This is a genomic window from Halomonas sp. PR-M31 (assembly GCF_001039575.1).
Lineage (GTDB): Bacteria > Pseudomonadota > Gammaproteobacteria > Pseudomonadales > Halomonadaceae > Modicisalibacter.
Map to the genome: position 1 here is coordinate 1 of NZ_JIBT01000060.1, position 23,778 is coordinate 23,778.

The following is a 23,778-nucleotide window of genomic DNA, read 5'->3' on the forward strand; positions in this document are numbered from 1 at the left end:
CCATCGGCGTTACCGGCGGTATTGCGTCGGGCAAGAGCGCCGTGGCTCGCGCCTTCGAGGATCACGGCATCTCCTGGGTGGATGCGGACGATGTCGCGCGGGAAGTGGTGATGCCTGGAGAGCCGGCCCTGGCCGAAATCGCCGAACATTTCGGCCCTGACGTGATCGATGCCGAGGGGCAACTGAATCGACGTGCCCTGCGCGCAATCGTCTTCAAGAACGAGACCGAGCGACGCTGGCTGGAGTCCGTTACCCATCCGCGCATTCGGCAGCGCATACTCGACTATCTTGAATCCATGCGCGCCAGCGGCGCCCCCTATCATTTGCTGGTCTCTCCTTTGCTGTTCGAATCCGGGCAGCGGGAACTGGTGGATCGCTGTCTGGTCATAGATGTACCGGAAAGCGTGCAGATTGCCCGCACCATGGCGCGAGACGACAGCGACGAAGCCCAGGCCAGATCCATCGTGCAAGCGCAAATGCCCCGTCAACAGCGCCTGGCATTAGCGGACGACGTCATCGATAATCAGGGCGATCATAAAGCACTGGCTGAACAGGTAGCACAGCTCGATGTTCGCTACCGGGAACTGGCAACACTCACCTCTGATGGTAGACATGAATGACCCGCGACGACTCTCCAGCGCCTGAAAACACCAAGCAATCGCCACTGCAGGTCGCCTGCCCGGAATGCGGCACCAAGGTGGCCTGGTCCACGGACAACCCTTCTCGCCCGTTTTGTTCCAAACGCTGCAAGCTGCTCGACCTGGGCGCCTGGGCGGATGAGTCTCACCGCATTGCCGGGGAACCGGCCATGGATGAAGCCGATATGGACGCCTTGATCGATCGCCTGGAGCGTGGGGGCCAGTAAATAAATAGCGGTACACGAAACAACAAGGCCACGCATTCGCGTGGCCTTGTTGTTTAGACAGCCTGGAGAGAAGACGACAAGGAAAGCAAGTCTGATCGAGTATCGTCTATTTCCAGAAATGCCGAATCGATGCGATGCCCTGGGCGCCCACCGCTCGAGCGCGATTGGCATCTTCACAGCTCATGCCACCCAAGGCGTACACTGGCGTACCGGCATATTCAACGAGCTGCTGAAAGTCGTGCCAGCCAAGCGGCGAGGCTTCCGGGTGAGTTGGCGTCGTGCGCAGCGGCGATAGCGTGACGAAATCGCAGCCGATACGATTGGCCTGCTCGAGCTGCAGACGATCGTGAGTCGAAGCACTCAGCCATTTTCCCGCAGGAACAGGACGCCGCTCCAGAGCCATCAAGCGCTCGCTGGTCAGATGGATGCCATCCGCATCGATCTCGTCCAGCAACCCCGGATCGCCGTTGAGCAATAATCGTGCATCGTACTGGCGGCACAGGGCAAGACTCTCGGCAGCCCGCGCCTGATAAGCCTTGTCGTCCAGTGTCTTGGCCCGCAGCTGTACCAGACGCACGCCGTCCTCTTTCAGTGCACGCTCGAGGCGGGATGAAAACACCGCTTCATCGTCTTCCTCGGCGGTAATCAAATATTCCCTGGGCAGCATGACCGCTCGCAGTATGGGCAGGTTGGCCGCCGGAAACGCATAGTTGTAAAGATCTTCGAGGCGCACCCAGCGTACCGCCTGACCTTCTCGCCCATAGGGTTCTCCTTCAAAGGCATGAACCTGCCATACATCCAGCAGTACATGCTTGTCGGGATATTCGTGGGGCACGCGAATCAGCGGTTGCGCCTTCTTGATCGTGATGCCGAGTTCTTCGTGCAATTCCCGCTTGAGTGCCTCGAAGCCGGTCTCGAAAGGAGCAAGCTTGCCGCCGGGAAACTCCCACAGTCCACCCTGATCGACAATGGAGGGGCGCCTTGCCAGCAGGACTTCCTGGCCATCGCTGCTGAAAATGGCGGCTGCCGCGACATGTACCCTGCGCTTGATCATGTTGCCTACTGTCCTCGTCTGCCTGGTTTCAGCTGCGGTAGTCTGCATTTATCGTCACATAGTCGTGGGAAAGATCCGAGGTCCATACCGTTGCCGCACTCTCGCCACGCCCGAGCGCAATGCGAATGACGATATCGTCCTTGGCCATGATGGCGCTGCCCGCCTCTTCAGTGTAGCTCTCGGCGCGCCCGCCCTGCTCTACCAAGCGCACATCCTCGAGATCGATGGTGACCCTTGCAACGTCGAAGTCATTCACCGGCGCTCGCCCGACCGCTGCCAGAATACGCCCCCAGTTGGCATCCGAGGCATAGAGCGCTGTCTTGACCAGCGGTGAATGGGCAACAGTAAAGGCGACGTCCAGCGCTTCCTGGTGGGAGCTTGCCTGACTCACCTCAAGGGTGACGAACTTGGTCGCGCCTTCCCCATCGCGAATGATCTGCTGGGCGAGATCGATCAGCACCTTGTCCAGCGCCTCGCGAAAGGCAGCGATCTCATCATCGCCCGTCACGGCGGCGCCGCGCCCCGTGGCGATTAGCATGCAGGCGTCGTTGGTCGAGGTATCGCTGTCGACGGTGATGCAGTTGAAGGAGCGCGCCACGCCTTCGCGCAACAACGACTCGAGCAGCGAGCGTTCGATCGTGGCATCCGTCGCAACGAATGCCAGCATGGTGGCCATGTCGGGTCTGATCATGCCGGACCCTTTGGCGATGCCGTTGAGGGTGACCGTCTGACCGTCGATCTCGCAGGTGGACACGGCCCCTTTGGTGCGAGTATCCGTGGTGAGAATGCCTTCTGCCGCCTGTTGCCAGGCCTCGCCGTCATCATTCAGGCTCGCCAGGGCCTCGAGCAGACCGAAGCAGATGCGCTCAACCGGCAAGGGTTCGCCGATTACCCCGGTCGAGAACGGCAGCACCGCGGTATGCGCTATGCGCGTCAGATCCGTGAATGCCATGCAGCAGGCCCGGGCATCCCGCAGCCCCTGCTCGCCGGTGCCGGCGTTGGCATTGCCGGTATTGATCACCATGTAGCGCGGCGTCTGCTGTGCCAGATGCTCGCGCGCCACCAGCACCGGCGCCGCACAGAAGGCGTTGCGGGTAAAAGTGCCTGCGACGCTTGCGCCCTCGGCAATTTCGATGACCACGAGATCGCGGCGGTCAGGTTTCTTGATACCTGCCATGGCGGATCCCAGTCGGATTCCTTCGATTACCGGCATGTCGGGAAAGCTTGTCTGACCCACCGCCATCACCCTTCTCCCTTTGTTGATGTTTTAATTAATTCAATTTGCCATGACACTGCTTGTATTTCTTGCCAGATCCGCAGGGGCAAGGATCGTTGCGCCCGACCTTGGGTCCTTCACGACGCACGGTCTGCTGCGGTTCCTGTTGTGATGCCTGAGCCCCTTGGTCGACCTCGCTGGCAGCGTCTTCCCGGGCGGAATCTTCCCGAGTCTGCTGGGCGGTTGCCTTCTCTCGTTCCAGGGTTTCGCGGCGCTGACGCTCGAGCTCATCGACCTCTTCCTGACGACGCACCTGCACATGGCTGAGGATACGGGTGACATCGTGCTTGATGTTGCCAAGCAGGGATTGAAACAGCTCGAAGGCCTCGCGCTTGTACTCCTGTTTGGGATTCTTCTGAGCATAGCCGCGCAAATGAATGCCGCGACGCAAATGATCCATGGATTGCAGGTGCTCCTTCCAGCGGGTATCGAGCACCTGAAGCATGACTTGTTTCTCGAAACGGCGCATCAAATCCTCACCGATGGCCTCGATCTTGGCAGCATAGATCTCCCGGTGGCTGGTCTGCAGCCGTTCCCGCAGCAAGTCCTCATGGAAATGCTCATCTTCCTGGGCCCAGTCTGTCACCGGCACATCAAGATTGAACTCCGTTTTCAGATGCTGCTGAAGGCCTTCAAGATCCCACTGCTCCGGCAGACTTTGCGGCGGCACAAAACTGCTGATTGCGCTGTCGAGCATCTCGTCACGAATGCCGGCGACATTATCCGCGACATTGTCCGCCGCCAGTATCTCATCGCGCTGCTCATAGATGACACGTCGCTGGTCGTTGGCCACGTCGTCGTACTCAAGCAGCTGCTTGCGAATATCGAAGTTGCGCCCTTCGACCTTCTTCTGAGCCCGTTCGACCGCGTTGGAGACCATCTTATGCTCGATTGCCTCGCCCCGTTCCAGCCCCAATGCCTGCATCAAGCGCTGCACTCGATCCGAGCCGAACAGCCGCATCAGATTGTCTTCCAAGGAAAGAAAGAAGCGGGTCGAACCCGGATCGCCCTGGCGACCGGAGCGGCCCCGCAGTTGATTGTCGATGCGCCGGGATTCGTGGCGCTCGGAGCCGATCACATGCAAACCGCCGGCTTCGAGCACCGCATTGTGACGCGCCTGCCATTCAATTCGGGCCGCTTCAATCTGCTCCTGGCTGGGGTTGTCCAGCCTGGCGATCTCCGCCTCCCAGTTACCTCCTAGCACGATATCGGTACCACGACCGGCCATGTTGGTGGCAATGGTAATGGCGCCAGGCTGGCCCGCCTGAGCGATGATTTCAGCCTCGCTCTGGTGCTGCTTGGCATTGAGCACGTTATGCGGAATCTGGCTCTGTTTCATCAATCCGGACAGCAGCTCGGAGGTCTCGATCGAGGCCGTACCCACCAGAATGGGGCGACCCGCATCGCGTTGGACTTTCACATCCTCAATAATGGCTTCGTACTTCTCCTGAGCGGAGAGATAGACCAGATCGTTGAAATCCTTACGCTGGATTGGCTTGTTAGTGGGAATCACCATGACATCGAGGCCGTAGATCTGACGGAACTCGAAGGCCTCGGTATCCGCGGTGCCGGTCATGCCGGCGAGCTTGTCATACAGGCGGAAGTAGTTCTGAAAAGTCGTTGAGGCCAGTGTCTGACTCTCGCGCTGAATCGTCACCCCTTCCTTGGCCTCGACGGCCTGATGCAATCCCTCCGACCAGCGCCGCCCTGGCATGCTGCGCCCGGTGTGTTCGTCGACGATGACGACGTCGTCACCGTCGACGATATAGTCCACATCCCGGTGGAATAGATGCCTTGCGCGCAGCGCCGAGTGCATGTGATGCAAGAGCCCCAGATTCTGCGCCGCGTAAAGTGAGTCGTCTTCAGCAAGAAGACCTTGCTGGCGCAGCAGCCCTTCCACCTTGGAATGGCCTTCCTCGGTCAGCTCGATCTGCTTTTGCTTTTCGTCGAGAATGAAATCGCCGCTATCGGGTTCTTCCTCGTTGTCACAGCGTACAAGCTCCTTGGCAAGGCGATTAGCAACCTTGTAAAGCTCTGTGTTCTCTTCCACCGGGCCGGAGATGATCAGTGGCGTACGGGCTTCATCGATGAGAATCGAGTCGACCTCGTCGACGATGGCGTAGTTCAGTTTACGCTGTACCTTGTCCTCCAGGGAAAAAGCCATGTTGTCCCGAAGGTAATCGAAGCCGTACTCGTTGTTGGTGCCGTAGGTGATGTCACAGGCGTAGGCCTCACGCTTTTGCTCGTTGGTCTGGCCTGAATAGATGACACCAACGCTCAGTCCGAGAAACTCATAGAGTGGACGCATCCAGTCCGCGTCGCGCCGGGCCAGATAATCGTTGACGGTCACCACATGCACCCCCAGAGCGGGTAGCGCATTGAGATAGACTGCCAAGGTGGCTACCAGGGTCTTGCCCTCCCCGGTTTTCATCTCAGAGATACGCCCGCGATGCAGGGTGATCCCGCCGATCATCTGAACGTCGAAATGGCGCATGCCCATGACGCGCTGACTTGCTTCACGTACCGTGGCGAAGGCCTCGGGCAACAATTTGTCCAGACTTTCCCCGGCGCGCAGACGCTCGCGGAATTCGTCGGTGCGCGCCTTGAGCTCCTCATCGGAAAGCGCCTGTACCTGCTCTTCCTGGGCGTTGATCTCGTTGACCAGCTTGCCCATGCGCTTGACTTCACGATCGTTTTTCGAGCCGACCAGCTTGCGTAATACGGTGTTTAACATGCGATGTCCTGAATTCTTGGGGGCATACGAGACGGCGTTTGGCCGTCATCTGCTTCGTCGCGATAAATGATCATGGCGCAGGCGGACCACGACGACTCAGGACATCATGACCGGCACAGAAGCGCTGAAGAGCAGGGGGACGCCACAAAGGCGTCGATTTGAAACGAGGACGACGGCGCGAATGGTGCAGGCACCAGACGATACGTCTATTGATCCGTCGGGAATGAGCGCGAACGACTCTGGATGCGATCAGGCAGTGTTGAGTCAGCCGCTCGACCAGCCGCAGGTTTTCGCCCTGAGCAAGCGCGCCTGGCAACAGACAGCCCACCAGCAGCCCAGCCAACCACCACCGGGTAGCCCCGCGACGAAGCGAGGACGGTGTCGTCGTGGCAACGAGTTTACCGGCGGGGGTCATGCTATCGATAGGCTCCTGGCCGTGTTAGATTGCCTGGAATGACGTCAGGGAGTTCGTGAGCAAGCCCGTGAGTATAAAGCCTAAGCGGTTTCGAGCCCAGCCCATGACCCGGCTATTGGCGGGGAACTCTTCCAGCCCAGGAGACCTGGGTAACTTGATGCGCATGGCCCGGGTCATTGATCGCGCGCAGCAATATCTGCGCGAGCACCTGCCTCAGGAGGTGCGTGAGCATATTTTTGTAGGGGGTTACCGCCAAGGCAAGCTGACCCTGATCACCGATCGTGCGGTATGGATGACCTGGTTGCGTTACGAACAGACACGACTGTTGCAACTGCTTCATCAGCTGCCCGAATTCGAAACCGTCACCGGCTTGATCTTCAAGGTGCGCCCTGTCAGCCCACCCAAGGTTCCTCCCCGGCTGACGCGCGGGCTCTCTGCTCGGGCCGCTGACGAAATTTCCTGCTGTGCCGCAGATGTCGACGATCCGATGCTCAAGCGCTCATTGGAAAGGCTGGCCACTCATGCGGAAGCAAACGAAGACTCCTCTTCCCCCTTGAAGTAGCATCAATGAAAACGCCGATTCAACGTGGTTGAATCGGCGCAAATCTTTCTATTGCTGATCTTGAGAGGGTCTTGATCGTCTACATGGCCATCGCCGGTGCAGAGTAAGAAATCGGCGCTTTCTGACGGGCACCTTCGAAGGTGACGATCTCCCAGGCATCCGGGTTGTTCAGCATGGCACGGCACAGCTGGTTGTTCAGCGCATGCCCGGACTTCACCCCCCGGAACTCGCCGATAAGGCTATGACCAAGCTGGTAAAGATCACCGATGGCGTCAAGCACCTTATGTTTGACGAACTCGTCGTCGTAGCGCAATCCACCTTCGTTGAGGACGCGGTAGTCGTCCACCACGATGGCGTTGTCCAGACTGCCCCCGAGGGCCAGATTCTGGGAGCGCAGGAATTCAAGATCCCGCATAAAGCCGAAGGTACGCGCCCGAGAGACTTCCTTGACGAAGGAGGTCGTCGAGAAGTCCACGGTTGCGGTCTGCTTCTGCTGGTCGAAGGCAGGATGATCGAAATCGATGGAAAACGACACCTTGAAGCCGTTGTGAGGCGTGAATACCGCCTCCTTGCCATCGTCATTCACCACGATTTCACGCTTGATGCGAATAAACTTCTTAGGCGCGTTCTGCTCCTCGATACCCGCAGACTGAATTAGGAAGACGAAAGGGCCAGCGCTACCGTCCATGATCGGCACTTCCGGGGCGTTGAGCTCGACGAAGACGTTATCGATACCCAGACCCGCGAAGGCCGACATGAGATGTTCTACCGTCGACACCTTGACACCATCACTGGACAGGGCAGTACAGAGCGTGGTGTCGGTGACGTTTTCCGCACGAGCCGGAATGCGCACTTCGGGATCAAGATCGGTACGCACGAAGACGATACCGGTATTGACGGGTGCCGGACGGAGTGTCAGGCGGACCTTTTCACCGGAGTGCAAACCGACTCCGGTAGCGCGCATGGTATTTTTGAGCGTACGTTGTTTGATCATGGGCAAGGGCCAAGGTGTCGTAAGAATTGTCGAACGGTGTTCACTATAACAGCGAACATACGATTTAACAAAAAAATATCACCTGGCTCCTACCTATGCCTCCGATAGTCTCGCTCAATCAGCCTGACGGCGCAGGAACGCAGGAATATCCAGATAATCATCGAGTTCCTGAGACTTACGCTTCTCCTGACGCGCCTTCACCGCGTTTTCCTGCTCGGCTTTTGCGGCCTGCTGACGCATGACCGTGGGCTGCTGCAGCTTACGATAATCACTGGACTCCGGGCGTGTTACATTTTCACGTACGGCCGGCTTTTCCTTTTGAGCATCGAGACCCGCTGCCACGACGGTAACCCGCAGTTCGTCGGACATTTCCATGTCGATGGACGTACCGACGACGATGGTCGCATCTTGAGAGGCGAACTCCTGAACCGTCGCACCCACATCATTGAACTCGCCGATGGACAAATCCGGTCCGGCAGTAATGTTGACTAGGATGCCGCGAGCGCCGTGCAGATCGATGTCTTCGAGCAGCGGACTGCGAATCGCCTTTTCCGCCGCTTCACGGGCACGGTTCTCGCCGATAGCGCCACCGGTGCCCATCATTGCCATCCCCATTTCGGACATGACGGTACGCACGTCGGCAAAGTCGACGTTGATGATGCCAGGACTCGTGATCAGTTCAGCAATACCCTGCACTGCGCCGAGCAGCACATCATTGGCAGCGCTGAATGCGGTCAAAAGACTCGCACTCTTGCCAAGTACTGCCAGCAGCTTCTCGTTGGGAATGGTAATCAGGGAGTCCACGTGCTCGGACAACTCACGCATGCCTTCTTCCGCGGCACGCATGCGCTTGGGCCCTTCAAAAGGAAATGGCCGTGTCACTACCGCAACGGTAAGAATGCCCAGCTCCTTGGCGACCTGAGCCACTACGGGAGCGCCCCCGGTGCCCGTACCACCGCCCATGCCAGCCGTGATGAACACCATGTCGGCGCCTGCAGAAGCTCCGCGATGCGATCGCGATCTTCCATTGCTGCCTGGCGCCCAACTTCGGGACTGGCACCGGCCCCAAGGCCTTTGGTGATTTCAGTACCGAGTTGAAGAACGGTCTTGGCTGAGACGCGCTTGAGCGCCTGCGCATCGGTGTTGGCGCAAATGAACTCGACGCCCTCGATGTTGCTTTCGACCATATGATTGACGGCATTGCCGCCACCGCCACCAACGCCGATCACTTTGATGACCGCGCTACTTGAAGGTGCGTTATCTACCAATTCGAACATTTGCCCCGTCTCCTGTGGTCGTTCTTACGACCCCTGTCAGAAATTTCCTTTGAACCAACTTTTGACCCGTTTCAGCGTCGAGGTGTCATCCGTGACAGTACGCCTGGAGCCCTCTTCTCTGCGGGGCTGGGCCGTTACCGCGCGAGTCTGGCCATGCTTGGCCTCGCGCATTCCGTAGAGTAGCAAACCCACCCCGGTGGAATAAATCGGGTTACGTACCACATCTGCTAGACCGCGCACGTTCTGCGGGCAGGCAATACGCACCGGCATATGAAAAATCTCTTCGGCGAGTTCCACCACGCCTTCCATACGTGATGTGCCGCCAGTAAGCACGACGCCCGCGGCGACTAGATCCTCGAAACCACTGCGTCGTAGCTCTTCACGTATCAGGGTGAAGAGCTCTTCGTAACGCGGCTCCACCACCTCGGCGAGGGCCTGGCGTGACAGATCCCGGGCCGGACGATCGCCGACGCTTGGAACCTTGATCATTTCATCGCTCGAAGCCAGCTGTGTCAGCGCACAGGCATATTTGACCTTGATGTCCTCGGCATATTGCGTTGGCGTACGCAGCGCCATGGCAATATCGTTAGTGACCTGATCCCCGGCAATGGGAATGACCGCCGTATGGCGGATGGCCCCTTCGGTAAATACGGCGATGTCCGTGGTGCCACCACCGATATCCACCATGCACACCCCGAGTTCGCGCTCGTCTTCCGTCAATACCGCATGACTCGAAGCGAGCTGCTCAAGGATGATGTCGTCGACCTCCAGGCCACAGCGGCGCACGCATTTTTCGATGTTCTGGACCGCGTTGAGTGCAGCGGTCACCAGATGCACTCGCGCCTCGAGTCGAACGCCGGACATGCCCAAGGGCTCACGAATGCCCTCCTGGGTATCAATGGCAAACTCCTGGGGCAGCACATGAATGATGCGTTGACCTTCCGAGATGGCTCGGGCACGGGCAGAGTCGATGACGCGATCGATATCAGAAGGCGTCACTTCGCGCTCCTTGATTGCCACCACACCATCGGAGTTCATCGAACTGATATGGCTTCCTGCAACCCCTACATAGACCGAGTGAATATCGCATCCCGCCATCAATTCCGCTTCTTCCACCGCTCGCTGAATGGACAGCACGGTAGACTCGATATTGATAACGACGCCTTTCTTCATGCCACGCGAGGGATGGGAGCCAATTCCTGCGATTTCTAGCCCACCATCATCCGTAGGTTGACCGACGATCGCTACGACTTTAGACGTCCCGATATCCAGCCCAACCACCATATTGGAAGCATTGGATTGTCCTGCCATGGGTCGGGATCACTCCTCAATCTTCACTAAAGTTAGTAAACAATTAATGTACGCTTAAAAATCGCGGCTGATTAAAAAATCAAAATTGTTATTCATCCAGCCCGCATACAAGTTCAGCAGTAGAATACGGGTATTTTTTACCGAAAGAAACACCCTATACCCTTGTCTATCGGCGCTGGCGCCAAAAAGTGATAGTGGGTATTAACGTCGTGGTACTTCCACTTCTGTTTCACCATGCCAAGCAACAACGATTCCATTGGGATAACGAAGATCGATGTAGCGAATCCGCGACGCTTTACTTGCAAGTTGACGCTTCCAGGCTGCGATGAAACGTGCCAATCGTGACTCGTGCTGATTGCGCCCTAGCATGACCCAGATACTGTCATCGATCTGAAAACGCCAGGCGCTCGATCTTCAAGTCTTAACTGTGTTACTTCAAATTCAAGTGATGTAAAACGATTCTGTAACTGATCGAGGAGCGCTAATACTTCCGCACCACTGCCATCGGGTCCTGCTAAATCAGGCAGGTCATCCGGCACTGTTACATTGCCACGATGAAACGGAACGCCTCGAGGATTAATGAGTAAATCATCGTTCCAGCGCGCCACGGGATCCTGTTCGTAAAGCTCAAACGTCAGGGCATTCGGCCAGTGACGCGTGACCCGCACTTCGGAAAGCCACTCGATTGCCCGGGCTCGTTTTCGCAGCTCGGCAAGATCCACTGATAGCCAGCTTTGCCCTTGAACCATTGGTGCCAATTGCTCGCGTAGATAATTGGCACTGACGTAGCCTAGATCACCACTGATCGAAACCCGCTCGATGGGTCGATCAAGCCATAGCCATAGTGCGCGCCCACCGGCACTCAACAAGACGATCAGAAGCAGCAAACCCACAATCGTGCCCCGGGAACCCGGCGATGCCATCGAGCTCACGCCTGAAGTGACGTAGCAAGAATGCGCAGCACCAGATCCTCGAAATTGAGCCCCGCATAGGCTGCGGCCTGAGGTACAAGACTATGATCCGTCATCCCCGGCACGGTATTGACTTCCAGCAACCAGAATCTGCCCTGGGCGTCTCGCATCACATCGACTCGTCCCCAGCCGCGACAACCAAGCACCTCGAACGCTCGGCGGCAAAGCTGACCCAGCTCACGCTCCTGCTCGACGCTTAGCCCACAGGGAATATGATAAAGCGTCTCGTTGGAGTGATATTTGGCCTCGTAATCGTAAAAGCCGCTGGGTACCTCGACGCGAATTGCTGGCAGCACGGTGTTGCCAAGCAGCGACACTGTGTATTCCTCGCCGGAAACAAAGCGTTCCGCCATGACTACCGCATCGAACTGTGACGCCTCTTGATAGGCAGATTTCAAGGCATCGAGGCTGTCCACGATGCTGATACCCAAGGTCGAACCCTCGTGTACTGGCTTGACGACCAACGGCAGTCCCAGGCGCTCCACAACCTGTTCCCAATCGGCGCTGGGTTCTAGCGTGATACTTTGCGGTGTGGGCAGATCCAATGAGCGCCAGAGATGCTTGGTACGCTGTTTGTCCATGCCCAGCGCAGAAGCCAGTACACCGCTTCCGGTATAGGGGATGCCAAGCAGTTCAAGCGCGCCTTGCAGCGTGCCATCCTCGCCGCCTCGGCCGTGCAGAGCGATGAACACACGATCTGGCGACAGGGCTTCGAGTCCGCTCAGTCCACCTGCGGCCAAGTCGTAGCCGCGCACATCCACTCCAGCGCTTTTCAGCGCCCTCAAAACCGCTTTGCCGCTATTCAGCGACACTTCCCGCTCTGCTGAATTGCCGCCGTAAAGTACGACCACTCGGCCAAAATCACCGGGACTTGATGCATTATCCCGCTGTGAATCGTTCATAGTTCTACCTTGTCTAGCTGCAACTGATTAGCCGCCAGTGCCAGAGATATGCCACCGATATCGCCAGCACCTTGAGTGATTAGAATATCGCCGTCGCGCAGCACCCGAGAAAGTAGGCGTGGCAGTTCTTTTTTGTCTTCGACGAACAGTGGATCGACATAGCCTCGCTGACGAATCGAACCTGCTAAGGTGCGCCCTTCCGCTCCGGGAATGAGCGTTTCACCGGCACTGTAAACATCGAGCAGCAGTAATGTGTCGACCCCGGACAGCACCCGCACGAAATCTTCGTAAAGATCGTGGGTACGAGAATAACGATGGGGCTGATAGATCATCACCAGGCGCCGTTTGGGCCAGCCGGCTCGCACTGCCCGAATGACCATCTCGACTTCGCGGGGGTGATGGCCATAGTCGTCGACCAGCATGACCTCGCCCTGCTTTTGTGAAGAGTCTTGTGCTTGGCTCTGTTCCTGGTCGCGTGGCTGCTCTCTTTCTCCTGCAGGGCTCAGCGCGAAGTTGCCATGCACCTGAAAACGCCGACCGACTCCAGCAAACCCTGAAAGACCGCGCAAAATGGCATCGTCACTAACGCCGGCATCCGTGGCCACGGCAATCGCTGCCAGGGCATTCTGGGCATTATGCTCCCCAGGCATTGCCAGACGCACCGGCAGCGGTGCATGCCTTTCCGGTCGCAGGGCAGTGAACCGGATTTCACCACTCTCCTGCACGAATTCGGTAATGCGATAGTCCGCGTCGGGACTGAAACCATAGGTGACGAACCGACGCTGCACGCGGTTCATCATTCCGCGTAGATTGTCATCGTCAAGGCAGAGTATCGCCAGACCATAAAAAGGCAGATTGTGCAGAAACTCGATGAAAGTGTCCTTAAGACGCGAGAAGTCGCCGGCATAGGTGGCCATGTGATCCGCATCGACGTTGGTCACGATGGAGACCATCGGCTGCAGATGCAGAAAAGAGGCATCGGACTCATCCGCCTCGGCCACCAGATACTCCCCTTCTCCCAACCGTGCGTTGGTACCGGCGCTGGTCAGCTTGCCACCGATCACGAAGGTCGGATCAAGCCCTCCCTCCGCCAGTAGCGTCGCGGTCAGACTAGTGGTGGTCGTCTTGCCATGGGTTCCGGCCACCGCGATGCCATGGCGAAAACGCATCAGCTCTGCCAGCATCTCCGCACGACGCACCACGGGAATGCGATATTCCTGTGCCCAAACGATTTCAGGGTTACTTTGATCCACGGCAGTGGACACCACGATCACATCGGCACCTTCGGCGTTGGCCGCCTTGTGACCAATGGCTATGCGGATGCCACACTCCCGCAGATGCGCCGTGACGGAGGATTCCCTGAGATCGCTGCCGCTGACCTGATAGCCTTGATTGGCCAGCACTTCGGCAATGCCGCACATGCCGGCACCGCCTATGCCAATGAAATGGATGCGCCGTATGCGTCGCATGCCTAAATTATGAGCAACCTGGGTCGATGAACCGCGAGCGGCGCTCCCATGCGAATGCGAAGCAAAAAAGGGGTTATCGCTCAAGACCGATCTCCATACAGCCCGTCACCAAGCGCTCGACCGCATCGAGATGCGCGCAGCTACGCGCGGCGACTGCCATGGTGGCAAGGCGTTCCGGGTCGAGTACGGCCGCAAGCGTATCGGCGAGCGAGGCCGCACTCAAGGTGGTTTGGGGTATCAACAAAGCGGCATCCGCAGCCACGAGATGCCGAGCGTTCTGGGTTTGATGATCGTCTACCGCGTGAGGGTAAGGCACCAGCAAGGAAGGTTTGGCCGCAGCGGCAAGCTCGGCAATGGTCAAGGCCCCGGCACGGCAGATGACCAGATCCGCCCACTCGTAGGCCTGGGCCATGGCGTCGATGAAATCACTGACCTGGGCTTCGATGCCGGCGGCGGCATAGGCCTTGCGGGTCGCGTCTTCCTTGTCGCGACCGGCCTGATGGCGAATCTCGGGCAGCTGGTCTGCTGGCGCTTTTTCCTGAAGCAGCTTGAAGGCTTCCGGCAGGCATTGATTGAGCGCCTGGGCCCCGAGGGAGCCACCCACCACCAGCACTCGCAGCCGCCGGTTCTGCATATCTTCCGCCCTGCGGGGTTGACACCCCAAGGCAGCGATCTCGCTGCGCACCGGGTTACCGATGACGATCTCCTTATGTGCCTTGCCGGCCTTGCGAAAAGCACCGGGAAATGCCGCATAGACCCGCGTTGCCAGTCGCGATAAGGCCTGATTGGTCATGCCGGCCACGGCATTTTGTTCGTGCACGATCAGCGCGCGCCGAGACAGCCAGGCGGCCAGCCCGCCCGGGCCGCTGGCAAAGCCGCCCATGCCGACTACCAGCTGAGGATCGAATTGCTGCAGAACCCGCCAGGCCTGGGACACGGCGCGAGATAAACGCCAGGGTATCGCCAGCCAACCCGCCAGGCCGTTACCACGCAACCCGGCAATATCGATACGATGCAACGTGATATCCGCCGCTGGTACCAATTGATTCTCGATGCCGCGAGGGCTACCCAGCCATTCCACGCTGACCCCCCGGGCAATGAGCGCCCTGGCTAAAGAGAGCGCGGGAATCACATGGCCACCGGTACCGCCGGCCATGATGAGCACCCGGCGAACGGGAACGTCCCGTACGGAGGCCTGCGCTGATGAATCCAACGACGTCATGGGGCGGGAACTCCTTTGACCTGTTGTCGGGCATTGGCATAGCGGGTTAGGCGCCGGGTCTCGATATCCACCCTCAGTAGTAGGGCCACCATGATGCAACTGATCACCAGGCTCGACCCTCCGTAGCTCAACAGGGGTAGCGTAAGCCCCTTGGTGGGTAGCATCCCGGTACTCACGCCGATGTTGATGAAGGCCTGGCCACCGAACACCAGGGCGATACCGTAGCTGAGATAGGCAGCGAACGGCAATCGAATCAGCTCTGCCCGCCGGCCGATGGCAAGGGCGCGATAGACCAGTAGCGCGAAGAAGCCGATGACCGTAATCGCTCCCACCAATCCAAGCTCCTCGGCGATGACAGCGAAAACGAAATCGGTATGGGCTTCCGGTAGATAGAACAGCTTCTGTACGCTGTCGCCCAATCCCAGGCCAAACCAGTGGCCACGGCCATAGGCGATCAACGCTTGGGTCAGCTGGTAACCCGAGTCGTACATGTCCGCCCAGGGGTCGGCAAAACTGGTAATACGCTCCAGGCGGTAGGGTTCGGCAATGGCGACGTACCCACCCAGCAGCAACACCACCGTCATCAGCAGAATGAACCGTAGAAGTGGCGCGCCGGCCAGCAGCAGCATGCCCATGACACTACTGGTCATGACCACCAAGGCACCGTAATCCGGTTCGAGGATGAGCAGTACGGCGATCGGCAGCAGTACCAATAGCGGCTTGGTAAATTCCCATAGATGGCGACGCACGCCAGGCAGAAAACGTTCCAGGTAACTTGCGATGTAAATGATCAGAAACAGCTTGGCCAGCTCCGAGGCCTGAACGTTGATCGGCCCCAAAGGAATCCAGCGCTTGCTGCCGTTGATTTCGGTGCCTACCAGCAACACCAGGATCAAAAGCGCGATGCCCGCCAACAACAGCCAGGGACCATTGTCCTGCCACCAGGTAAGGGGCACCAGCAGCATGGCCAAACCCAGCACTACGGCAATGATGACGAAAATGCCATGACGGATACCGTAATAAAAGGGGTTGCCGGTAAGCCCTGTCGCCACCTCCGTCGAGGCAGAAGTCACCATGACTAGGCCAATCAGCAGTAGCGTGCCTGCGGCGAGCACTAGCCAGGCATCAAAAGGCTGTCCGGCAGTAGAAAGACGCGCAGCCCAATCCTTCATGAATGCTCCTGATCGCCACGGACGGCAAGATGTTGCTGGACCCAACCGCGAAAGGCGTCACCTCGCGCCATATAGTTCGCGAATTGATCGAGGCTTGCGCAGGCCGGGGACAGCAGCACGCAGTCGCCTGAGCACGCAATGGAGGCGGCGCGCGCCAGTGCTTCCTGAAGATTTCGAGTATGCGTTACCGGCACCGCCCCTTCGACGGCCTCCGCCAGACGCGCTGCATCGATGCCAAACACGATGGCCTCCCGAGCGTACTGTTCTAGCGGCGCCTTCAGAGGAGTGAAGTCCGCGCCCTTGCCCTGGCCACCGCCTAGCCAGATCAGCTTACCCGCAAGTGTTGCCCCAAGCCCCGCCATGGCCGCCAGCGTGGCGCCCACATTGGTACCCTTCGAGTCGTTGATCCAACGCACCCCTTGACCTTCCCCAATCAATTCGCCTCGATGGGGCAGACCGGGAAAGCGTTTCAACACTCGCTGCATGGCAGTCAGCGGCAGTCCTAGCCGATGCCCCATGGCCATCGCCGCCAAGGCATTGGCATGATTGTGTTGCCCAGGTAGACGCATGTCCGCCACGGCCATCAGTGGATTTACGCCGTGCATCAACCAGGGCTGTGTTTCCCTACCGTCGTCATACCCGGCGATTCCCCATTCGTCGGCCTGCGGCGCCTGGGTGGTGAATTTCTCCCAGACAGGATCTGGCGCTTGATTCGATTCTTTCTCTTGAGGCCAGCTCAACGAATCTTCACCGTTGACGATGGCGTAGTCCGCACCACAAAAGATGGTCGACTTGGCCGCACGATAGCGCCTCATGTCGCCATGACGATCAAGATGGTCTTCAGAAAGGTTGAGAAAGGCCACTGCGGCGGCGCACAGACGGGGCGTGGTCTCGAGCTGAAAACTCGAGAGCTCGAGCACGAATAGCTCCGCGTCTGGATGGTCATGAAGCAGATCAAGCGCCGGGGTGCCCAGATTTCCACCGACGGCAACCTTGACCCCTGCTTCGCTGGCCATTTCGCCAAGCAGAGTGGTCACCGTGGACTTGGCATTGGAGCCGGTGATGGCGGCGATCGGCGCCTTGCACTGTCGTACGAACAGCGCGATCTCCCCTACAATCGCCGGTGGTTTTATGTCCGACTCGGTTGTTTTCGGTTCTCGAGCATTTCCTGCCAGTCTACGCTCCCACAGCGTTTCCAGCCCGGGCGTGTACGGATCGACACCAGGGCTAAGCACGATTTCCTTCGCCTGGGCAAGATCGAGTTCCGTCAGCGGGCCGCAGTGAATGGCGACGTTCGGATACGCTTCATGAAAGGCCTGCAGTCCAGGCGGTGCCTTTCGTGTATCCGCCATCATGAAAGGGACATCCAAGCGCGCTAGATGGCGAGCAACGGCGCTTCCGGAAAGGCCGAGCCCGATGATCAGCGTATGTCCCTGAGGTACCGATGACATCGACATTCCAAGGTTGCGAAGTGGCGGATGCGTTTCGCTGTCAGCGAATCTTGAGCGTGGCAAGGCCCATCAGGACCAGCACTACCGTAATGATCCAAAAGCGCACGATCACCCGGGGTTCCGGCCAGCCCTTGAGCTCGAAGTGGTGATGCAAGGGCGCCATGCGAAAGATGCGCCGCCCGGTGAGCTTGTAAGAGCCCACCTGCAGGATCACTGACACAGTCTCCATGACGAATACGCCACCCATGATGAACAGCACGATCTCCTGGCGTACTACCACCGCAACGATGCCAAGGGCCGCGCCCAGGGCCAGCGCCCCTACATCGCCCATGAAGACCTGGGCCGGATAGGTGTTGAACCAGAGAAAACCCAGACCGGCACCGGCAATGGTGCCACAGAATACCGCCAGTTCCCCGGCGCCGGGCACCATGGGAATGTGCAAATACTCGGCAAATAGCGCGTTGCCGCTGGCATAGGCAAATACTGCAAGCCCCATGGCCACCATGACCGTTGGCATGATGGCCAGGCCATCAAGGCCATCGGTGAGGTTGACCGCATTGGAACTGCCGACGATCACCAGATAGGTCAGCAGGATGTAGAAGAAACCAAGCTGAATCACGACTTCCTTGAACAGCGGCACGATCAGACTGGTTTCTACCGGCCCTGCCGCAGTGACGTAAAGAAAAACGGCAGCGCCCAGCCCCAATACCGACTGCCAGAAATACTTCCAGCGGGCAGGTAGGCCACGAGGGTTCTTTTCTACCACCTTGCGATAGTCATCGACCCAGCCGATCGCACCGAACCCGAGGGTCACGATCAAGGCAAGCCATACATAATGGTTGCTCAAGTCTCCCCACAGCAGCGTGCTGATCGCCATGGCCACGAGGATCATGGCGCCACCCATGGTCGGTGTCCCGGCCTTGGACAAATGCGACTGTGGCCCATCGTCGCGCACCGCCTGGCCGATCTGGCGCTCCACCAAGCGGCGGATCATCAGGGGGCCGAACCATAGGCACAGCAGCAGCGCGGTCAAGGTGCCCAGCACCGCACGCAGGGTCAGATAGTCAAAGACGGCAAAGGCGTTTTGATAGCGTGCCAATAATTCGGCCAGATAAAGCAGCATATTGTGCGTTCACCTTGGTTGTTCTGCGCGTAGCGCGCCAATCAGTCTTTCCATACCGGCGCTACGCGATCCCTTGACCAGCACGCTGGCCGCGGGAGGTAGATGTTCCTGGGCATGACGCAACAACGCCTCCCAATTCAAGAAATGACACCCTGCATCGCCAAAGGCCCGCGCCGCCGGCTCCGCCGCGGCTCCCAGAGTGCCGAGAAAATCGATGCCAAGCTCACGAGCGTAGCGCCCTACATCGCCATGCAGCGCGTCGGACGCACCCCCCAGCTCTCCCATGGCCCCCAGGAAGCACCAGCGTGGTGCCGGCATCTGCGTCAGCACATCAAGAGCGGCTTTCATCGCCCCAGGATTGGCATTGTAAGTGTCATCGAGCAGACGGGTACCACGAATGCCTTCCACCAGCGTCATGCGCCCGGGCAACGCCTGGAACTCATCGAGCCCTGTGACTACGTCTTGTGCCGACAACCCCATTGCCAATGCTGACGCCGCCGCTGCTAGCGCGTTGCGCACGTTGTGCAGACCCAGCAGGGATAGCCTCACCCGACCCAAGACGACGCCATCATACATAAGAGTGAAAGAATAATGACCACTTTCGTCACAAAATAGATTAGTTCCTTGCACCCTTGCTTGCTGAGAGAGTCCGAAATCAATGATTTCATGATTGCCCGCAAGCTGGTGCCAAACCGGATAGAACACATCATCCCGATTAAGGATCGCAATGCCATTTTCATCCAGACCGGACAGAATCTCGCCCTTGGCCTGAGCGATCTGCCCCATGCCGCCGAACTCACCGACATGAGCCCCGGTGACGTTGGTAATCACCGCGACCTGGGGCTTGGCCAGGGCCGTGGTCCAGGCAATCTCGCCTAAATGATTGGCTCCCAGCTCTATTACCGCTTGCCGATGCTCAGCGGTGAGATTCAAGAGTGTCAGCGGTGCGCCGATATCGTTATTGAGATTGCCGCGAGTCGCCAGGATGTCCCCTCGCCGACGCAGCAACGTCGCGAGCATCTCCTTGACCGTGGTCTTGCCGCTGTTGCCGGTGATGGCGACCAGGGGCCCGCCCCAATTCCGGCGCCGGGCCTGGCCTAGAAGACCCAAGGCTAGCCGGGTATCCGCCACCTGCAGCTGGGGCAATGGATCGTCCACAGTGCGTGAGACGATGGCGGCCACAGCGCCTTTTTCGCGGGCCTTGGCAAGAAAATCATGAGCATCGAAGCGATCGCCGACCAGCGCCAGAAAAACGTCCCCGACCTGCAGGGCGCGGGTATCCGTCACGATGGCGTTTACCTTGATGGCATCGCCGCCCCAGCCCACCGCCAGGGCACTCGCGATTGCATCGAGGGTGTGTAGATCACACGGGTTCATGTCGGCGCTCCACGTCTGCTCAGCGCCGCCTCGGCCCAGGCCTGATCGGAAAACGACATACGCTGGCCTTGTATCTCCTGATAATTCTCATGTCCCTTGCCGGCAATCAGAATGACATCGTTCTTGCCGGCAGCTTCAATCGTTCGATCGATGGCAGCGCCGCGCCCTTCGATGCACCAGGTCTTTTCCCTATCTTGGGGGGACAGGCCTTGAAGCATCTGCTCGCGGATCGTCGCCGGTTTCTCGCTGCGGGGATTGTCGTCAGTAATCACCAGCTGGTCCGCCAGTGCCTGAGCCGCCTCGGCCATCAATGGCCGCTTGCCGCTGTCGCGATCGCCCCCGCAGCCAAAGACACACCACAGCCTTGCCTTGGCATGGTCAGTGCAGCTATTGGCATGGCTACCGCCCGGCAAGTGCGCCCGCAGGCGTTCAAGGCGTTGCTCAGAGCATCCGGCGTGTGGGCGTAATCCACTATCACCGTGGGCGCATCGGAACGGATGATCGCTTGCATGCGTCCGGGCACGGGAAGCAGTTCGCCGGCAGCATTGCAAAGCGCGTCCAGATCCTCGCCTAGCCCATAGAGTACTGCCATGGCCAGCAATACATTATCGAGATTAAAGCGCCCCATCAGGCCCATTTCCAAGGCTCGCTCTCCGTCGGGCGTCGCGATCATCACGCGCTGCCCACCGGCGTGAGCCTGCCAATCGAGCACACGGAACGTGGTTGCCTCCTGTTCACCGCAGGCCAGTACACGCACATCCTTGGAGAGCCCGGCGAGCATCAGTCGTGCCAGGGGGTCATCGCCGTTGACTACCGCAAGCTCGAGCTCCCGACGCTTGAAGAGTCGTGCTTTGGCCGCGGCGTAGGCTGCCATACTGCCGTGATAATCAAGATGATCCCGGGACAGATTGGTGAATGCTGCCACCGTGACTCGACAGCCCAGCAAGCGCTCCTGTTCCAGGGCGTGAGACGACACCTCCGCCGCCACTCGGGTGATCCCTTCCTGTGCCATGCGGCCCAAAGCCGCCTGCAGCTCCAAAGGACCTGGCGTGGTCTGGCCACTGTCAATCAGCTGCCCTGCCCTGCCCCAGCCAAGGGTACCGATTACACCGGCAGCACAACCCAACCTTTCCGAAAGCGCCGCGATATAGTGGGTCACGGAACTCTTGCCGTTGGTGCCGGTCACCCCGATCAGCTCAAGGCTGTCAGGCACCTGAAACAGCAGACGGCCCAGCTCGCCCAGGGCGCGGCTCAGCCCCGGCAGCCACAGTATCTGCCCTCTGCCTGAATAGTGCTCCTGATCTTGAAGGGCATCTGAAGAAAACTCATGTGAAGGGTCATCCGCCTCGGCCAGCACCAGTACCGCTCCTGAATTCAAGGCTTGATCGATGAAGTGACGTCCATCGGCCTGCACTCCTGGAACGGCGATGAACACCGCGGGGTCGGTGCTTGTGGCAACTTCACGGCTGTCCCGGGTAAGCCCAAGCAGCTGCTGGGATTTCACGTTCAGAAACGCAGGCAACTCTACCTCGGGCCAGAGCGTTCTCAGCCCCGTTGCCAACCGCTCATGGGTAATCTGCATTACTCCAGCGCCTCCTGCTTGTCGGGAAGGACATCGAGTAGACGTAGCGCCTTTCCCACCACGCGACTGAACACCGGCGCCGCGATCAGGCCACCGTAGTAGTCGCCTTTCTTGGGATTGTCCACCATCACCACCGTCACGATACGCGGATCGGAGACCGGGGCAATACCGGCGAACAGCGAACGGTAGGCAGTCTGCTGATATCCGCTCTGGGTCACCTTGCGCACCGTACCGGTCTTGCCGGCAATACGATAGCCGGGAACCGCCGCCCGGGAGCCGCCGGCGTTCGGCTGCACGATGGCTTCCAGCATGGGCAATAGCTCATGGGCGACCTCAGGCGACATGACCTGCACCCCTTCCGGGGGGTTGGGCTGCTTGAGTAGCGAAGGCGACAGGCGTTTGCCATCGTTAGCAATGGCGGTGTAGGCGCTGGCAAGCTGCATGGCGGAAACGGAAACGCCGTAGCCATAGGACATGGAGGCGCGCTTGCTGTCCGACCAACCTAAAGGCGTGGGTAGACTGCCCGTGGTTTCACCCGGGAAGCCGGTGCCCGGGGCCTGGCCAAAGCCAAGCGCGTGGTAGCGATTCCAGATGGCATCATCCGGCAGCTGTAGCGCCACCCGGGACATGCCCACGTTGGAGGAGTGCAATAGGATGCCCGCCATGGACAGATCCTTGTAGTTGCGGAAATCGCGAATGGTGTAATTGTCCAGGCGCATGTAGCCCGGCGCAGTGTCGATCACGGTTTGGGGTGAAAAACGTTCCGTTTCCAGTGCAACGGACAGCGCAAGGGGCTTCATGACCGAGCCTGGCTCGAAGGCGTCGGTGACCGCCTGGTTGCGCAGCCCGTTGGCGTCGATATCGACACGATTGTTGGGGTTGTAGGAGGGCAGGTTGGTCATCGCCAGTACTTCGCCGGTGCGAGCATCCATCATGACCAGGGTGCCGCCATCCGCATCGTTTTCATCCACCGCGGCCTTGAGCTCGCGATAGGCCATGTACTGCAAACGCAGGTCCACTGCCAGGGTAAGATTGCCACCGGGCTTGGCTTCCTTGAGCAGGTGCAGATCCCGCACGAGCCGTCCCTTGCGATCCTTGATCACCCGGCGCTTGCCAGGCTCACCGGCAAGAAAGCCATTGAAGGCAAGTTCCACCCCTTCCTGGCCCCGGTCATCGACGTTGGTTACGCCCACCAGCTGAGCCGCCACCTCTCCGGAAGGGTAATAGCGCTTGTATTCATGCTGAGGATAGACACCGGCAATTTTCAAATCGAGCACCGGCTGGGCCCTGGTCGGGGTCATGCGACGACGCAGATAAACAAACTCCCGATCGGCATAGTGTTCGATACGCTCATTAAGCTGCTTCGGGCTCATGTCCAGCGCTTTTGCCAATAGCGCCCGCTGAACGCCGTCCGTCGGCAGCTCCTTGGGATTGGCCCACAGGCTTACCACCGGCGTGGAGATCGCCAGCGGATCACCGTGACGACCCGTGATCATGCCCCGATGGGCATCGATGGTTTCGACTCTCAGGGTGCGCGCATCGCCTTGGCCTTGCAGAAACAGGCGGTCGATGACGTGAAGATCGACGATTCGCCCCACTAGAACCGCCAATGCCAGCAGTATCAGAAATACGATGAAGCGATAACGTCCGCTTCCCATGGGCGCCGTCTGAGCACGAGACGGGGCATCGCCTGAGGGTTTGCTCATCGCCGAATCACCCTGATTTCATCCAGGTCGGGTACGTGCATGTCCAGACGGTCGCTGGCCAGACGTTCGATGCGCGAAGGCGCCGACCAGGTGCTCTCTTCCAGCAGCAGCTGCCCCCACTCCGTCTGCAGCTGGTCTTTGCTGCGCTCAAGCTGCTGCAGGCGTGCGTACTGTACCCGGGTAAGATGAGCGCTGGTGATGACCGCCAGTGCACTGGCCAGCACCAGCAGCATCAATACCAGCACCAGCAGCTGTCGCCAGCCCCACAGTCGACGTATGCTGCCTTTCGACGATTTTGCTCTTTTTTGTACCATA

At 59.0% G+C, this 23,778-nt stretch carries 18 protein-coding genes and 3 pseudogenes; 3 read left to right on the forward strand and 18 right to left on the reverse strand.

Annotated features, from left to right (window positions below):
- The first annotated feature begins 2 nt into the window (after positions 1-2).
- Positions 3-620: a dephospho-CoA kinase gene (gene coaE, locus CH74_RS14885; RefSeq protein ID WP_053070790.1), complete on the forward strand. Its 618-nt coding sequence runs from the start codon at positions 3-5 to the stop codon at positions 618-620.
- Positions 617-865: a DNA gyrase inhibitor YacG gene (gene yacG / locus CH74_RS14890; protein ID WP_048308320.1), complete on the forward strand. Its 249-nt coding sequence runs from the start codon at positions 617-619 to the stop codon at positions 863-865. Before coaE ends, yacG begins: the two co-directional genes overlap by 4 nt.
- Before the next feature lie 106 nt (positions 866-971).
- Here the strand turns inward: yacG and CH74_RS14895 are convergent, their stop codons facing one another.
- From CH74_RS14895 to CH74_RS18390, 4 genes are all read right to left on the reverse strand, one after another.
- Positions 972-1,919 carry a Nudix family hydrolase gene (locus tag CH74_RS14895; RefSeq protein ID WP_048308321.1) on the reverse strand — a complete coding sequence of 316 codons (948 nt, stop codon included), beginning with the start codon at positions 1,917-1,919 and terminating at the stop codon, positions 972-974.
- Between the two features lie 28 nt (positions 1,920-1,947).
- Positions 1,948-3,162, reverse strand: coding sequence for a bifunctional glutamate N-acetyltransferase/amino-acid acetyltransferase ArgJ (argJ, locus tag CH74_RS14900; RefSeq protein ID WP_048308322.1), 1,215 nt, complete (start codon positions 3,160-3,162; stop codon positions 1,948-1,950).
- A 28-nt stretch (positions 3,163-3,190) separates the two neighbouring features.
- The gene (gene secA, locus CH74_RS14905) at positions 3,191-5,929 is read right to left on the reverse strand and encodes a preprotein translocase subunit SecA (protein WP_048308323.1); all 2,739 of its coding nucleotides are present in this window, start codon (positions 5,927-5,929) and stop codon (positions 3,191-3,193) included.
- A 70-nt stretch (positions 5,930-5,999) separates the two neighbouring features.
- Positions 6,000-6,344, reverse strand: coding sequence for a hypothetical protein (locus CH74_RS18390; RefSeq protein WP_082140448.1), 345 nt, complete (start codon positions 6,342-6,344; stop codon positions 6,000-6,002).
- A gap of 67 nt (positions 6,345-6,411) precedes the next feature.
- Between CH74_RS18390 and CH74_RS14915 the strand changes: the two genes are divergently transcribed.
- Positions 6,412-6,906, forward strand: coding sequence for a DUF721 domain-containing protein (locus CH74_RS14915; protein ID WP_253273087.1), 495 nt, complete (start codon positions 6,412-6,414; stop codon positions 6,904-6,906).
- A 79-nt stretch (positions 6,907-6,985) separates the two neighbouring features.
- Here the strand turns inward: CH74_RS14915 and lpxC are convergent, their stop codons facing one another.
- From lpxC to ftsL, 14 genes and pseudogenes are all read right to left on the reverse strand, one after another.
- Positions 6,986-7,900 (reverse strand): UDP-3-O-acyl-N-acetylglucosamine deacetylase, encoded by a 915-nt coding sequence (gene lpxC, locus CH74_RS14920; protein WP_048308326.1) that lies wholly within the window; start codon positions 7,898-7,900, stop codon positions 6,986-6,988.
- A gap of 114 nt (positions 7,901-8,014) precedes the next feature.
- A pseudogene (gene ftsZ, locus CH74_RS14925) lies at positions 8,015-9,177 on the reverse strand (cell division protein FtsZ).
- Positions 9,178-9,213: 36 nt separating this feature from the next.
- Complete coding sequence (gene ftsA / locus CH74_RS14930; RefSeq protein WP_048308327.1) at positions 9,214-10,488, reverse strand: cell division protein FtsA; 1,275 nt, start codon at positions 10,486-10,488, stop codon at positions 9,214-9,216.
- A gap of 201 nt (positions 10,489-10,689) precedes the next feature.
- Positions 10,690-11,411 (reverse strand): annotated as a pseudogene (locus CH74_RS14935) (cell division protein FtsQ/DivIB).
- Between the two features lie 5 nt (positions 11,412-11,416).
- Positions 11,417-12,361, reverse strand: coding sequence for a D-alanine--D-alanine ligase (locus tag CH74_RS14940; protein WP_048308328.1), 945 nt, complete (start codon positions 12,359-12,361; stop codon positions 11,417-11,419).
- A complete protein-coding gene (gene murC, locus CH74_RS14945; RefSeq protein ID WP_048308360.1) occupies positions 12,358-13,830 on the reverse strand; it encodes a UDP-N-acetylmuramate--L-alanine ligase in 1,473 nt (490 codons plus the stop codon). The genes CH74_RS14940 and murC overlap by 4 nt, the downstream gene beginning before the upstream one ends.
- A 73-nt stretch (positions 13,831-13,903) precedes the next feature.
- Entirely contained in the window at positions 13,904-15,052 is a 1,149-nt protein-coding gene (gene murG, locus CH74_RS14950; protein ID WP_082140449.1) for an undecaprenyldiphospho-muramoylpentapeptide beta-N-acetylglucosaminyltransferase, read from the reverse strand.
- Positions 15,049-16,224 (reverse strand): putative lipid II flippase FtsW, encoded by a 1,176-nt coding sequence (gene ftsW, locus CH74_RS14955; protein ID WP_048308329.1) that lies wholly within the window; start codon positions 16,222-16,224, stop codon positions 15,049-15,051. The genes murG and ftsW overlap by 4 nt, the downstream gene beginning before the upstream one ends.
- The gene (gene murD / locus CH74_RS14960) at positions 16,221-17,675 is read right to left on the reverse strand and encodes a UDP-N-acetylmuramoyl-L-alanine--D-glutamate ligase (RefSeq protein ID WP_048308330.1); all 1,455 of its coding nucleotides are present in this window, start codon (positions 17,673-17,675) and stop codon (positions 16,221-16,223) included. Before murD ends, ftsW begins: the two co-directional genes overlap by 4 nt.
- A 40-nt stretch (positions 17,676-17,715) precedes the next feature.
- A complete protein-coding gene (gene mraY, locus CH74_RS14965; RefSeq protein ID WP_048308331.1) occupies positions 17,716-18,798 on the reverse strand; it encodes a phospho-N-acetylmuramoyl-pentapeptide-transferase in 1,083 nt (360 codons plus the stop codon).
- A gap of 9 nt (positions 18,799-18,807) precedes the next feature.
- A complete protein-coding gene (gene murF / locus CH74_RS14970; RefSeq protein WP_048308332.1) occupies positions 18,808-20,175 on the reverse strand; it encodes a UDP-N-acetylmuramoyl-tripeptide--D-alanyl-D-alanine ligase in 1,368 nt (455 codons plus the stop codon).
- Positions 20,172-21,757, reverse strand: a pseudogene (locus tag CH74_RS14975) (UDP-N-acetylmuramoyl-L-alanyl-D-glutamate--2,6-diaminopimelate ligase). Before CH74_RS14975 ends, murF begins: the two are co-directional and overlap by 4 nt.
- Entirely contained in the window at positions 21,757-23,463 is a 1,707-nt protein-coding gene (locus CH74_RS14980) for a penicillin-binding protein 2 (protein ID WP_048308333.1), read from the reverse strand. The pseudogene CH74_RS14975 and the gene CH74_RS14980 overlap by 1 nt, the downstream one beginning before the upstream one ends.
- On the reverse strand, positions 23,460-23,777 hold the full coding sequence (ftsL, locus tag CH74_RS14985) for a cell division protein FtsL (RefSeq protein WP_053070791.1): 318 nt from the start codon (positions 23,775-23,777) through the stop codon (positions 23,460-23,462). The genes CH74_RS14980 and ftsL overlap by 4 nt, the downstream gene beginning before the upstream one ends.
- Position 23,778: the final 1 nt, after the last annotated feature.

What these genes read in the sequence shown, in the direction of transcription:
- yacG (WP_048308320.1), top strand. Translation starts at nt 617, where the DNA reads ATGACCCGCGACGACTCTCCAGCGCCTGAAAACACCAAGCAATCGCCA.
- CH74_RS14895 (WP_048308321.1), bottom strand. Translation starts at nt 1,919, where the DNA reads ATGATCAAGCGCAGGGTACATGTCGCGGCAGCCGCCATTTTCAGCAGC.
- argJ (WP_048308322.1), bottom strand. Translation starts at nt 3,162, where the DNA reads ATGGCGGTGGGTCAGACAAGCTTTCCCGACATGCCGGTAATCGAAGGA.
- secA (WP_048308323.1), bottom strand. Translation starts at nt 5,929, where the DNA reads ATGTTAAACACCGTATTACGCAAGCTGGTCGGCTCGAAAAACGATCGT.
- CH74_RS18390 (WP_082140448.1), bottom strand. Translation starts at nt 6,344, where the DNA reads ATGACCCCCGCCGGTAAACTCGTTGCCACGACGACACCGTCCTCGCTT.
- lpxC (WP_048308326.1), bottom strand. Translation starts at nt 7,900, where the DNA reads ATGATCAAACAACGTACGCTCAAAAATACCATGCGCGCTACCGGAGTC.
- ftsA (WP_048308327.1), bottom strand. Translation starts at nt 10,488, where the DNA reads ATGGCAGGACAATCCAATGCTTCCAATATGGTGGTTGGGCTGGATATC.
- CH74_RS14940 (WP_048308328.1), bottom strand. Translation starts at nt 12,361, where the DNA reads ATGAACGATTCACAGCGGGATAATGCATCAAGTCCCGGTGATTTTGGC.
- murC (WP_048308360.1), bottom strand. Translation starts at nt 13,830, where the DNA reads ATGCGACGCATACGGCGCATCCATTTCATTGGCATAGGCGGTGCCGGC.
- murG (WP_082140449.1), bottom strand. Translation starts at nt 15,052, where the DNA reads ATGACGTCGTTGGATTCATCAGCGCAGGCCTCCGTACGGGACGTTCCC.
- ftsW (WP_048308329.1), bottom strand. Translation starts at nt 16,224, where the DNA reads ATGAAGGATTGGGCTGCGCGTCTTTCTACTGCCGGACAGCCTTTTGAT.
- murD (WP_048308330.1), bottom strand. Translation starts at nt 17,675, where the DNA reads ATGTCATCGGTACCTCAGGGACATACGCTGATCATCGGGCTCGGCCTT.
- mraY (WP_048308331.1), bottom strand. Translation starts at nt 18,798, where the DNA reads ATGCTGCTTTATCTGGCCGAATTATTGGCACGCTATCAAAACGCCTTT.
- murF (WP_048308332.1), bottom strand. Translation starts at nt 20,175, where the DNA reads ATGAACCCGTGTGATCTACACACCCTCGATGCAATCGCGAGTGCCCTG.
- CH74_RS14980 (WP_048308333.1), bottom strand. Translation starts at nt 23,463, where the DNA reads ATGAGCAAACCCTCAGGCGATGCCCCGTCTCGTGCTCAGACGGCGCCC.
- ftsL (WP_053070791.1), bottom strand. Translation starts at nt 23,777, where the DNA reads ATGGTACAAAAAAGAGCAAAATCGTCGAAAGGCAGCATACGTCGACTG.